This window comes from Mycobacterium sp. NGS63, assembly GCF_059812295.1.
In genome coordinates, this window is record NZ_JCALCJ010000003.1 from 174,255 (window position 1) to 186,148 (window position 11,894).

13 protein-coding genes are annotated in these 11,894 nt (G+C 72.8%); 10 read left to right on the plus strand and 3 right to left on the minus strand.

The genetic code is table 11. The features are described 5' to 3' along the window. Positions 1 to 12 precede the first annotated feature (12 nt). A complete protein-coding gene (locus tag AC5Y4Z_RS07725; RefSeq protein WP_499962296.1) occupies positions 13 to 741 on the plus strand; it encodes an oxidoreductase in 729 nt (242 codons plus the stop codon). 420 nt (positions 742 to 1,161) lie between these two features. Here the strand turns inward: AC5Y4Z_RS07725 and AC5Y4Z_RS07730 are convergent, their stop codons facing one another. After that, a complete protein-coding gene (locus AC5Y4Z_RS07730; protein ID WP_499962298.1) occupies positions 1,162 to 2,019 on the minus strand; it encodes an HAD-IB family hydrolase in 858 nt (285 codons plus the stop codon). 499 nt (positions 2,020 to 2,518) lie between these two features. Here AC5Y4Z_RS07730 and ssd point away from each other — a divergent pair, with 499 nt between their 5' ends. Genes ssd through AC5Y4Z_RS07765 form a run of 7 tightly spaced genes read left to right on the plus strand, consistent with a single transcriptional unit; the run spans position 2,519 to position 6,991 of the window. Further along, positions 2,519 to 3,568, plus strand: a complete 1,050-nt coding sequence (gene ssd / locus AC5Y4Z_RS07735; RefSeq protein ID WP_499963267.1) for a septum site-determining protein Ssd — start codon at positions 2,519 to 2,521, stop codon at positions 3,566 to 3,568. Further along, complete coding sequence (locus tag AC5Y4Z_RS07740; protein ID WP_499962299.1) at positions 3,565 to 4,728, plus strand: TadA family conjugal transfer-associated ATPase; 1,164 nt, start codon at positions 3,565 to 3,567, stop codon at positions 4,726 to 4,728. Before ssd ends, AC5Y4Z_RS07740 begins: the two co-directional genes overlap by 4 nt. Continuing rightward, positions 4,725 to 5,528, plus strand: a complete 804-nt coding sequence (locus tag AC5Y4Z_RS07745; protein ID WP_499962302.1) for a type II secretion system F family protein — start codon at positions 4,725 to 4,727, stop codon at positions 5,526 to 5,528. The genes AC5Y4Z_RS07740 and AC5Y4Z_RS07745 overlap by 4 nt, the downstream gene beginning before the upstream one ends. Then, positions 5,519 to 6,115 (plus strand): type II secretion system F family protein, encoded by a 597-nt coding sequence (locus tag AC5Y4Z_RS07750; protein WP_499962303.1) that lies wholly within the window; start codon positions 5,519 to 5,521, stop codon positions 6,113 to 6,115. Before AC5Y4Z_RS07745 ends, AC5Y4Z_RS07750 begins: the two co-directional genes overlap by 10 nt. Before the next feature lie 27 nt (positions 6,116 to 6,142). Next, on the plus strand, positions 6,143 to 6,343 hold the full coding sequence (locus AC5Y4Z_RS07755; RefSeq protein ID WP_499963269.1) for a DUF4244 domain-containing protein: 201 nt from the start codon (positions 6,143 to 6,145) through the stop codon (positions 6,341 to 6,343). A 50-nt stretch (positions 6,344 to 6,393) separates the two neighbouring features. Continuing rightward, positions 6,394 to 6,669: a TadE family type IV pilus minor pilin gene (locus AC5Y4Z_RS07760; protein ID WP_499963271.1), complete on the plus strand. Its 276-nt coding sequence runs from the start codon at positions 6,394 to 6,396 to the stop codon at positions 6,667 to 6,669. A 31-nt stretch (positions 6,670 to 6,700) separates the two neighbouring features. After that, positions 6,701 to 6,991 carry an Rv3654c family TadE-like protein gene (locus AC5Y4Z_RS07765; RefSeq protein ID WP_499962305.1) on the plus strand — a complete coding sequence of 97 codons (291 nt, stop codon included), beginning with the start codon at positions 6,701 to 6,703 and terminating at the stop codon, positions 6,989 to 6,991. Here the strand turns inward: AC5Y4Z_RS07765 and AC5Y4Z_RS07770 are convergent. After that, a complete protein-coding gene (locus tag AC5Y4Z_RS07770; RefSeq protein WP_499962307.1) occupies positions 6,988 to 8,004 on the minus strand; it encodes a PAS domain-containing protein in 1,017 nt (338 codons plus the stop codon). The two genes, AC5Y4Z_RS07765 and AC5Y4Z_RS07770, sit on opposite strands and share 4 nt — an antisense overlap. Positions 8,005 to 8,238: 234 nt before the next feature. Further along, on the minus strand, positions 8,239 to 10,566 hold the full coding sequence (locus AC5Y4Z_RS07775; protein ID WP_499962309.1) for a DEAD/DEAH box helicase: 2,328 nt from the start codon (positions 10,564 to 10,566) through the stop codon (positions 8,239 to 8,241). 247 nt (positions 10,567 to 10,813) lie between these two features. Here AC5Y4Z_RS07775 and cspA point away from each other — a divergent pair, with 247 nt between their 5' ends. Both cspA and AC5Y4Z_RS07785 read left to right on the plus strand, forming a co-directional pair. After that, positions 10,814 to 11,017: a cold shock protein CspA gene (gene cspA, locus AC5Y4Z_RS07780; RefSeq protein WP_036363014.1), complete on the plus strand. Its 204-nt coding sequence runs from the start codon at positions 10,814 to 10,816 to the stop codon at positions 11,015 to 11,017. Positions 11,018 to 11,150: 133 nt separating this feature from the next. After that, positions 11,151 to 11,741: a hypothetical protein gene (locus AC5Y4Z_RS07785; RefSeq protein ID WP_499962311.1), complete on the plus strand. Its 591-nt coding sequence runs from the start codon at positions 11,151 to 11,153 to the stop codon at positions 11,739 to 11,741. The last annotated feature ends 153 nt before the right edge of the window (positions 11,742 to 11,894 follow it).

The window sequence follows — 11,894 nt, forward strand, 5'->3', positions numbered from 1 at the left end:
GGTTGGCAAGCTGTGACCACCGACCCCCTGGCCCCGTTGCTGGACCTGCCCGGCGTCGCCGAGGCCAGCGACCGGGCCCGCGAGGCGCTGGGCCGCGCGCACCGGCACCGGGCCAACCTGCGGCGGTGGCCGGTGACCGCCGCCGAGGCGGCGTTGCGGGCCGCGCGCGCGTCGTCGGTGCTCGACGGCGGTCCCGTGGTCAGCGAGCCGGTGTTCGGCGGCGCGCTGCGCGTGGCCCAGGCGCTGGAGGGCGGGGGCGGCCCGCTGATCGGGATCTGGCAGCGGGCGCCGTTGCAGGCGCTGGCCCGCCTGCACATGCTCGCCGCGGCCGACCAGGTGGACGACGACCGGCTGGGCCGCCCGCGCGCCGAGGCCGAGGTGGGGCCGCGGCTGGAATTGCTGGCCGGGCTGGTGACCGGCGGCACGCGCGCGCCGGCTCCGGTGGTGGCCGCCGTCGCGCACGGCGAATTGCTCACGCTCGAGCCGTTCGGCAGCGCCGACGGCGTGGTCGCACGCGCGGTGTCGCGACTGGTGACGATAGCCAGCGGGCTCGACCCGCACGGGCTGGGCGTGCCCGAGGTCAGTTGGATGCGCCAGCCCGCGGATTACCGCGACGCCGCGCGCGGATTCGCCGAGGGCACCCCGGACGGCGTCAGAGCGTGGCTGGTGCTGTGTTGCCGGGCGCTGCGGGCCGGCGCGCAGGAGGCTTTGTCGATCGCGGAGTCGCTGTCGAATCGGTAGCCGGACCGGTGCCGGAGAAGTGTTTCACAAATGTAAAGCGGGCGACGTTCCGAAAAATTCGGTCCGCCGCCCGCTAGCACGGAACTCGGTTACCAAGCGTGCATTTCTGGGCTGCGTGGGTCGGCCTCGGCGATCTTGCGACGCTTCCGGTTGCCGCCCCACCCAAAGGGCCGTCGATACCATCCGCTTTTCGCAATTACGCAGGCCCGCAACACTTCTGCCATTATCGCGGCTATGACTCCGCGTGGGTGCCGGGTTCCGTGCTGGGCGCCCGGGTTCGGGAGAACGATCCTTCTCTTCCGGATCGACCTAGGCCTCACCGGGCTTCCGTGGTTCCTTTGTACTACTAGACCCCTAGCACAGCAAGGCCTAAATACGAAGCAAATGGCGGTGCGCGGGCGCCGCGTTTGCTGGCGGGACCTAAAAGGCGAAGCGGCGCAGCAATGAGTAGGTAACCGCGCCGGCGGCGAGCGCGGTGACGCCCACCGCGGCGGTGGTCGCGATCGCGGCGCCAGACGGCGCGGGGATGCGGTCGCGGAGCGATACCGGGCGGGAAAACACCAACACGGGCCAGCCGCGCTCGCCGGCTTCGCGGCGCAACCCGCGGTCGGGGTTGACCACGCTGGGGTGCCCCACTGCCTCGAGCATCGGCAGATCGGTGATCGAGTCGGAATAGGCGTAGCAGTGCTCGAGCGGGTAGCCCTCGCGCGCGGCCAGCTCGCGGATCGCCTGCACCTTGCCCTCGCCGTAGCAGTAGAACGCGACCTCGCCGGTGTACTTGCCGTCCTCGACGACCATCCGGGTCGCCATCGCGTGCGTCGCACCCAGCGCGCGAGCGATCGGCGCGACGATCTCCTCCCCGGACGCCGAGACCACCACGACGTCACGGCCGCACAGCTTGTGGCCGGCGATCAGGTCCGCGGCTTCGGCGAACACCAGGGGCGTCACGATGTCGTGCAGCGTCTCGTTGACAATCGACTTGACCTGTTCGACGTCCCAACCCGTGCACATATTGGTCATGTGGGCGCGGATCCGGTCCATTTGGTCATGATCGGCACCGGAGAGCAGATAGATGAACTGGGCGTAGCTGGACTTGAGCACGGCGCGGCGGTTGAGCAGCCCCTGGGCGAAAAATGGTTTGCTGAACGCGAGTGCGCTGGACTTGGCGATGATCGTCTTGTCCAGGTCGAAGAAGGCGGCGGTGCGGGCGTGCGGAGCGCCGAGAGCAGCCGTTTCCGATGTGGTTTGGTGCTGGGCGGCCGAGTCGAAGACGGTCACCGACCCAGCATAGGTCGGTGGTTGCGCGCGCCGCGGCGTTGCGCGGAAAACGGCGGCTGAACACGGGTGTGACGGGCGGTGCCGACGGTGTTTTAGCGGCTCACGGTGTTTTTTCGAATGAACAGCTACTTGCGTTAATGCGGACTGTCATGTGTATAGTAAGCATTACTCGGCCTGAGCCGAGGGTGTATCAGCCCGACCCCCCGGGGCTGATGCACGACGACCCTCGCCTCCTCCCCCCCTGGCGGGGGTCGTCCCTTTTCCGGGGTCGCGGGAGCCGGTTTCCCGCCCGCAGCGCGTTGCGGGAACGGCATTTTCGTGCGCTCGGTGACCGCTGGTCAGGCGCATTTGTGCACACCGGCGTCTCTATCCACAGATTCGGCTTTGGGACTGGTGTCCCACCATTTCCGCCCCGCAAGGTGGGTGGGTGACGAGCACCATTCGCCTGACGGCGACGAAGACTGCAGACCCTGCGGCGGGTTCGGCGGGCGTGCTGGCGGTGCTGACCGACCCGGGGCTGCGCGACGAACTCGACCGGGTGACGGCGGCGGTCGGGGTGCGGGTCGTTCACGCCGGCGGGTCCGCGGTGAGCCGGCGAACCTGGTCGGCCGCCGCCGCGGTGGTGTTGGACGAGGCCGCCGCGGAACGGTGTGGGCGGGCGGGGCTGCCGCGGCGCGGCCACGTCAGCGTCCTGACCGCCGCCGAGCCCGCGACGGCGACCTGGGCGGCGGCCGTCGCCGTCGGTGCCCAACACGTGCTGAAGCTGCCCGAGCGAGAGAGCGAGTTGATCCGCGAGCTCGCCGAAGCCGGCGAAGCCGCCCGCGAGGAGGGTCCACGCGGAGCGGTCGTCGCCGTTGTCGGGGGCTGCGGCGGGGCCGGCGCCTCGTCGCTCGCGGCCGCCGTGGCCGACGCCGCCGGCGACGCCCTGTTGGTCGATCTCGACCCGTGGGGTGGCGGCATCGACCTGCTGGTGGGCGGCGAGAGCGCCCCGGGGCTGCGGTGGCCCGACCTTGCGCTGGAGGGAGGGCGGCTGCACTGGTCGGCCGTGCGCGAGGCGCTGCCGCGACATCGTGGGGTCAGCGTGCTGTCCGGTACGCGCCGCGGATACGAGTTGGGCGGTGCGCCGGTGGAATCCGTCGTCGACGCCGGGCGCCGCGGCGGGGTCGTCGTGGTCTGCGATCTGCCCCGGCGCCTCACCGATGCGACGCAGGCCGCGCTGGACGCCGCCGACCTCGTCGCCGTGGTCAGCCGCGCCGACGTGCGGGCGTGCGCCGCGACCGCCGCGATGGCTCCGGTGCTGGCCGCGAGCAATCCCAACCTCGGGCTGGTGGTGCGGGGGCCGTCGCCCGGCGGACTGCGCGCCGCGGAGGTCGCCGACATCACCGGCCTGCCCTTGCTCGCGTCGATCCGGGCGCAGCCGCAGCTCGCCCGGCGGCTGGAACGCGGGGGTCTGCGGCTGAGACGGCGTTGCCCGCTCGCGATCGCCGCGCGCGGGGTGCTGGCCGTCCTGCCGCGGGTGGGGCCGGGGCGAAACGGCAGGGCGGCGTGAGCGGCTCGCTGATCGAGCGGGTGCGCGAACGCCTGGCATCCGAATCCGCCCCGCTGCACCCAAGCGTGGTGGCCGCGGCGATCCGTGCCGAGTCCGGCGGCATGCTCGGCGACACCGAGGTCCTCGCCAACCTACGGGTGCTGGAAACCGAGCTGACCGGCGCCGGCATCCTCGAACCGCTGTTGTGTGCGGCGGGGACCACCGACGTCCTGGTGACCGCGCCGGACGCGGTGTGGGTCGACGATGGAAACGGCCTGCGGCGCACCGGGATCCGTTTCACCGACGAGGCGGCGGTGCGACGGCTGGCGCAGCGGCTGGCGTTGCTCGCCGGCCGGCGGCTCGACGACGCCCAACCGTGGGTGGATGGACAGCTGACCGGCATCGGCGCTGGCGGGTTCGCGGTGCGGTTGCACGCCGTGCTTCCGCCCGTCGCCGCCGGCGGCACCTGCGTGTCGCTGCGGGTGTTGCGGCCGGCCACCCAGGATCTGGCGGCGCTGACCGCGGCCGGTGCGATCGGCCCCGCGGCCGGCGCGCTGGTCGCCGACATCATCGCGGCGCGGTTGGCGTTCCTCGTGTGCGGGGGCACCGGCGCCGGCAAGACCACCCTGCTGGCCGCGATGCTGGGGGCCGTGCCGCCCGCCGAACGGATCGTGTGCGTCGAGGACGCCGCGGAGCTGGCGCCGCGGCATCCGCATCTGGTCAAGCTGGTCGCGCGCTGCCCCAACGTCGAGGGTGTCGGCGAGGTGCCGGTCCGCGATCTCGTCCGGCAGGCGCTGCGGATGCGCCCCGATCGCATCGTGGTCGGCGAGGTGCGGGGCGCCGAAGTGGTCGATCTGCTGGCGGCGCTGAACACCGGCCACGACGGCGGCGCAGGCACGGTGCACGCCAACAATCCCGGCGAGGTTCCCGCCCGGCTGGAGGCCCTGGGAGCCCTGGGCGGTCTCGGCCGCGCGGCGCTGCACAGCCAGCTCGCCGCGGCGGTCCAGGTGCTGCTGCACGTCACCCGCGACCGGGCCGGCCGGCGCCGGTTGGGCGAGATCGCCGTGCTGCGCCCGGTCGACGGGCAGGTCCGCGCGGTCACCGCATGGCACGCCGACCGGGGACTGACCGACGATGCGGGCGAGCTGCATCGGCTGCTGCGAAGCCGCCTGTCGGCATGAACGGCCTCGGCACGGCGGCCCTGCTGTCGTCGCTTGCGCTGCTGGTGCTTCCGTCGTCGCCGCGGCGCCGATTGGTGGCCCGGGCGCGCGTCCGGGTTGGTCGCCGGCCCGCCGCCGGGGTGGCCCTCGTCGCCGCGGCCCTCCTCGCGGGCGCCGCCGTGCTGCTGCCGCCGACGGCGGTCCTCGCCGGCGCGGCGGTGGGCGCGACCGCGAGCCTGCGCTACCGGCGCCGCCGGCGCATCCGGCGGGCCGCCGAGGAGGGCCGCACCCTGGAAACCGCCCTCGACGTGCTGGTCGGCGAGTTGCGCGTGGGCGCGCATCCGGTGCGCGCCTTCCAGGTCGCCGCGGGGGAGACCGCCGGCGCCGTCGGGGCGTCGCTGCGCGCGGTCGCGGCGCGGGCCAGGTTGGGCGCCGACGTCGCGGCCGGCCTGCGCGCCGCGGCGCGGTCGTCGGCGCTGCCCGGGCAGTGGGACCGGCTCGCGGTGTGCTGGCAGCTGGCCGGCGACCAGGGACTGGCGGTCGCCACCCTGATGCGGGCGGCGCAACGTGACATCGCCGAGCGGCAACGCTTTTCGGCGCGGGTGTCGTCGAGCATGGCCGGAGCGCGCGCGACCGCGACGATACTGGCCGGCCTGCCGGTGCTCGGCGTGCTGCTGGGTCAGCTGATCGGGGCGCGGCCGCTGAGTTTTCTGCTGGGCGGGCACGCCGGCGGGTGGCTGCTGGTCGTGGGGTCGGCGCTGGCCTGCGCCGGGCTGCTGTGGTCGGACCGCATCACCGACCGGGCCGGCGCATGTCCCTGACCGCGCTGCTGCTGGCGGCGGCGCTGTGGATCGGCCCCGGCCCGTCGCTGGTGCGGGCGCGCGCGGGCATGCCGCCGCACGCGATAAGGCGCGCGCCGCCGCCGGGGCTTTCAGCGGGCCCGGACCCGCTGGCGGTCGCGTCGAGCCTCGACGTGCTGGCCGTGTGCCTCGAGGCCGGCATGGCGGTGCCGACGGCCGCGGCGGCGACCGCCCCCTCCGCGCCGCCGAGGCTGGCCCGCGCGCTGCGCCGCGCCGCCGACCTGCTGGCGCTCGGCGCGGATCCGGCTGTGGCGTGGTCGATTCCGCCGGGCCTGCCGGCCGCGCCGGCCGACACCCAACTCGACGCCCTGCTGCGCCTGGCGCGGCGCTCGGCGTCCTCGGGTGCCGCGCTGGCCGCCGGCGTCGCCGAGCTGGCCGACGAATCCCGCCACGAGGCCGCGCACGCGGCCACCGCGGCGGCCGAGCGGGCCGGGGTGCTGATCGCCGGACCGCTCGGGCTCTGTTTCCTGCCGGCGTTCGTGTGCCTGGGCATCGTCCCGGTGGTGGCGGGGCTGGCCGGTGACGTCTTTCAGTCGGGTCTGCTGTGAAGGGAAGGGAAGGCAGTGATCATCAAGATGAGCGACAAGTTCCACGGGCTGCTGGCGCGCGCCGCCGCGCTGGCGACCGACGAGTCGGGCATGTCGACGGTCGAGTACGCGATCGGGACGATCGCGGCGGCCGCGTTCGGCGCGATCCTGTACACCGTCGTCACCGGCGACTCGATCGTCTCGGCGCTGACCAACATCATCGGTCGCGCGCTCAACGCCAAGGTGTAGCCGGCTGTGCCGGCGCGAGCACCGTCGAGGCGGCGCTGGCGATCGCGGCGCTGGTCGTGGTGCTGGCGCTGTGCCTGGCCGGTGTCACCGCGGTGTCGATGCAGGTGCGCTGCGTCGACGCCGCCCGCGAGGCCGCCCGGTTGGCCGCGCGCGGCGACGAACGCTCGGCGCTCGACGCCGCGCGCAGCATCGCGCCCGCCGGATCGCGGATTCAGGTGCGCCGCGACGGCGATTTCCTGGTGGCCACGGTCGTCGCACACTCGAAGTTGTTGCCCTCGTTGGACATTGCGGCCAGGGCGGTGTCGGCGGCCGAGCCTGGGCGATGACCGCGGCTCGGCGACGGTGGTCGCGGCCGCGATGGTAGTGGTGCTGCTGTGGCTCACCGGTGCCGGTGCCTACCTCGGCTCGGCGGTGGTGGCGCGCCACCGCGCGCAGGCCGCGGCCGATCTCGCCGCGCTGGCCGCGGCGGCCCTGCTGCCGTCCGGGGCGGCGGCGGCCTGCGCCCGAGCGACCGCGGTGGCCCATGAGATGCGGGTCGACGAGATCGGGTGCGGGGTCGACGGCCTCGACGTGGTGGTGACCGCCCGGGTGGCCGTCGCCTTCGTCGGCGCGGCGCGCGCCGCCGCTCGGGCGGGGCCTGTGGTCTAAGACAGCCCGGCGGCGGCGACTTCCTCCTCGGTGGGCAGTCGCAGCGAAACCAGCCCGGCGAAGGTGTCCGGTTCGAGCTCGACCTTGTTGACCGTGACGTGCACCGGCACCCAATCGTCGTCGTGGCCGCGCATGCGCAGCACCCGGCTCGTCGGACCGTCGGCGAATTCCGCTGTCATGGAAGACTTCAGGTGCTGGTCGTCCGGGTGGACCCTCGGCCTGTCCGTCTGGTTGCCGCGCCAGTCATAGAAGGTGCACGGCTCGTCGAGCCATTTCAGCAGGGTCCAGCTGTCGAGGTCGACCAGGGCCCGGTGCACCCCGGCCTGGGCCAGCCCGTTGAGGATCCGTTGCGCCAGGTCGTCGGTGGAGACCACCGGTCCCTTGAGTTCCGAGCGCCAGTTCATCGCCCGCGCCACCAGGTGCTCCCGGCCGTCGGGTCCCGGCTCCAGGGCGGTGCGCGCGACGAAGCCTATCCGGATGGGTTTTCCCTGCCAATCGGTGAGATCCCATGTGCTGCAAATGGTTTGGTCGGGCTTGGCCCGGACGGCCATGGCCAGGATCTTGGTCTCGTTCGGGTTGAGTTCCCGTGACGGAAGGTCCTCCGCGAACGCCCTGCCGAGGGTGACTTCGACGTCGGGGTTCTTGCCGCTGTTGGCCAGCGACTCACGCGTGTCGGTGGCCACGCCCAGGGTCAGGTCCCACTTCAGCGGGCCGGGGATCGGCCGCTGCGCCGGCTCGACGCCGGCGGGGCCGGTCCACACATGGACACCGTGGACGTAGCCGTCGGACATCACCACCGGCTCGGTGCGGATGACGCGGGCCCGCTTGGTGGTGATGCTCGTCAGGCTCTGTCCCGTCTGCACCGACTCGGCGATCGCGGTCCGCACGGCGGCCAGGTGCGGGCTGCGGCGCATGAACGTCGTGATCGGGACGAGGTTTTTGAGCTGCGGTCCCTGCGCGACCACAGCGGGTTCGCCCCCCAGCGTCTCCACGAGCAACCAGTCGTGGGCCATGCGCCCGATTTTACGGCGGTGGAGGGCTGGCGCGGGGGCCGACCCCGCCGCTCCGATTCCGGGCACCCGCGCGGGTCGTAACGCCTTGCGCGACAACGTATCGCGATGAACGCGTGTCATCCGGCCGCATGTGGCCGTCCGCGGTAGTATGCTGACAATTCTTCAGCAGTCGACCGTTGAGGGGTCGGTCGCCATCCCGGGTTTATTCGACGTTGCCCGGATGGCTTGCGGCAGTCAGCGCGGCCCGCGGGTCAACTCCGCGAGCACCAGCCGCAACACCGCCACCGCTCCCGCCTTGTCCAACGGGTCGTTGCCGTTGCCGCACTTGGGGGATTGCACGCACGACGGGCATCCGTTCGGGCACTCGCACGCCTCGATCGCGGCGGCCGTCGCCCCCAGCCACGTCTGCGCCCGGCGGAACCCGCGTTCGGCGAAGCCCGCGCCGCCCGGATAGCCGTCGTAGACGAAGACGCTGGGCAGCCCGTCGGGCCCGATCGCGGTGGACAGTCCGCCGATGTCGCCGCGGTCGCAGCTGGCCACCAGCGGCAGCAGGCCGATGGCCGCGTGCTCGGCGGCGTGCAGCGAGCCGGGAACGCGAACGGCCTCAACACCGTTGCGCGCCAGCGCGTCCGGGGCGATGGTGTACATCGCGGCCGTGGTGGGCAGCACGTGTTCGGGCATGTCCAGCTCGATGAAGTCGATCACCTCCCCGGACAGCCGGCGGCGCAGGTAACCCACCACCCGATGGGTGACCCGCACCGGCACCAGGCCCAAAGCCACGGGCCCGAACGCGGAGCGCTCGCCCGTGCCCGTGACCACGATGTCGGTGATTTCGCGCGCGAACGTCGCGTAGCCGGGGTCCTCGGCGTGCACGAACGCGATCGCGTCGTCGGTGTCCAGCGAGTCGACGACGTAGGTCTCGCCCTGATGCAGGTACACGGCCCCGGGGTGGACGCTGGCCGGGGCCCGGTCGACCCCGGTGCTGCCCAGCAGTCGCCCCGTGTCGGCCTCGACGATGACAATCTGGCCGCCCGCCGACCCGCGGATGTCCACCGCCCCATGCGGTTGCAGGCCGGCCGCGGGAAAGTACTTGTCGCCGCGCCGCCGCAGCAGCCCATCGTCGACGAGGCCCCCGGCCACCTCCGTGGCACCCAAAGCCCGGACTTCGGTATCGGTGAGCGGGAGTTCGGTTGCGGCGCAGAGGAGTTGGGGGCCGAGAATATACGGGTTGGCGGGATCGATCACGACCCGCTCGACCGGCTTGTCCAGCAGCGCGCCGGGGTGGTGGACGAGGTAGGTGTCCAGCGGGTCGTCGCGGGCGATCAGCACCACCAGCGCGCCCTGGCCGCGCCGGCCGGACCGGCCGGCCTGCTGCCAGAACGACGCGACCGTCCCGGGAAACCCGGCGAGCACCACCGCGTCCAGCCCGGCGATGTCGACGCCCAGCTCCAGCGCGTTGGTGGTGGCCAGCCCGCGCAGCCGGCCCTCGGCCAGGGCGCGCTCCAGCGCGGTGCGGTCCTCGGCGAGGTAGCCGGCCCGATACGACGCCACCGCCTGCGACAGCTGCGGGGCCACATCCTCGAGCCGCGCCCGCGCCCCCAGCGCCGTCAGCTCCGCGGCGCGGCGCGACCGCACGAACGTCAGGGTCTGGGCCCCCTCGGCGATCAGGTCCGCCATCACCCGCGCCGCCTCGGCCCCGGCCGAACGGCGCACCGGCGCGCCGTTCTCGCCGGTCAGGTCGGCCCGCAGCGCGGGCTCCCACAGCGCCACGGTGCGCGCCCCCTGCGGCGAGCCGTCCTCGGTGACCTCGGCGACCGGCATGCCGATCAGTTCGGCGGCCGTCGCGCCCGGGGAATCCGTCGTCGCGCTGGCGAACACCACCGTAGGGGCCGACGAGTAGCGCTCGCACAGCCGCAGCAGCCGGCGCAGCACCATCGCCACGTTCGACCCGAAAACCCCCCGGTAGTAGTGGCATTCGTCGACGATCACGAAGCGCAGCCCCCGCAGCAGGACCGCCCAGCGGGCGTGGTTGCGCAGGATCGACAGGTGGATCATGTCGGGGTTGGAAAACAACCATCGGGAGCGTTCACGGGCGAAGCGGCGCACCTCGGCGGGGCTGTCGCCGTCGTAGGCGGTGGGGGCGACCGCGAAACCGGGATCGCGCAGCCGGGGAATGGCGGCGGTCAGCGCGTGCGCGGCGCGCAACTGGTCGTGACCGAGCGCCTTGGTCGGCGACAGGTAGAGCACCCGGGCGCGCGGGTCGGTCGCCAGCGCGTGCAGGACGGGGAGCTGGTAGGCCAGCGACTTGCCCGACGCGGTGCCGGTGCTGATCACCACGTGCCGGCCGGCGTGGGCCGAATCGGCCGCCGCGGCCTGGTGCGACCAGGGGCGGCTGATGCCGCGGTCGGCGAACGCGCGCACGACGTCGGGGTCGGCCCAGTCCGGCCAATCGTGCGGGCGGCCGCCGCGGGCCGGCAGCTCGGCGACGTGGCGCAGCGGCCGCTCGGGCGCCGGGGTGCCGGCGAGGGCGACGGTGAGCAGGTCGGCGCCGAAACTCGCCACCTCATCGCCTCCTGGAATCAGTACTGGACACAAGTCTGTCGCGGACGCGATGAACATGGTTGACTGATTGCGGTCGCAGCTTCTGTGTTCGTGTCAAACTTTCGCAGGAACAACGTTGCGGCCGCGGTTCCTGCGAGGTTATCGGTCGGGTGAAGTTCCGGCGACTCCGCGAGGTATGGCGGTCGTACTCGGCCCGGGGCACCGAAAGGCGGTGCCTCGCATCCAAAAGAAAAGGAAAGATCGAGAGATGCCACAGGGAACTGTGAAGTGGTTCAACGCGGAGAAGGGGTTCGGGTTCATTGCCCCTGAAGACGGTTCCGCGGATGTTTTTGTCCACTACACGGAGATCCAGGGAACGGGCTTCCGCACCCTTGAAGAAAACCAGAAGGTCGAGTTCGAGATCGGCCACAGCCCTAAGGGCCCCCAGGCCACCGGAGTCCGCTCCGTCTGAGACGCGAGCAGACGCAAAAGCCCCCACTTCGGCACCGATGTGGGGGCTTTTCCGTCTGTTCGGCAGGCCGGCGCTCCGAGACGCGCCGAAAACTTGAGGGCGTGGGCCGACGACCTGGCCTACTGTCGGTGGCGTGAGCCAGCTTTCCTTCTTTACAGCGGAGTCGGTGCCGCCCGCGGTCGCCGACCTCTCGGGGGTGCTGGCGGCGTCGGGCCAGATCGTGCTGGTCGGCGCTCCGGAGGCGCAGGGCGCCCGGCTGTCTGTCGTGGTGGACCAGGTGTGGCGCGCCGCGGCGCTGGCCGAGATGATCCACGAGGCGGGCCTGGCGGCCGAGGTCGGCCGCACCGACGAGGACACCCCGCTGGTGCGGACGGCGGTGACGCCCGCGCTGACCGGCATCGCCGCCGAATGGACCCGCGGCGCGGTCAAGACGGTGCCCCCGCGGTGGCTGCCCGGGCCGCGGGAGCTGCGGGCCTGGACGCTGGCGGCGGGCAACCCGGAGAACGACCACTATCTGCTGGGTCTCGATCCGCACGCGCCCGACACCCATTCCCCGCTGGCGTCGGCGCTGATGCGGGTGGGAATCGCGCCCACCCTGATCGGCACCCGCGGCGGCCGGCCGGCGCTGCGGATCAGCGGCCGCCGGAGGCTGTCGCGCCTGGTAGAGAACGTGGGGGAACCCCCCGACGCCGCGGAAGCGTTGCCCCTGTGGCCCCACGTGTAGCCGGAATCGGAGAGCCGTTTGTCGGCCATCCGGTTTGCGCAGGCCCGCCCGAGGGTGCGAAATTGTCAGGTGCCCTGAAGCGAAGGAACGCTGGCGTACCTGATTTATCCGGAATTCGCAGGGGGGCCCAGACAAGAGATGGAGCGTAAGCGC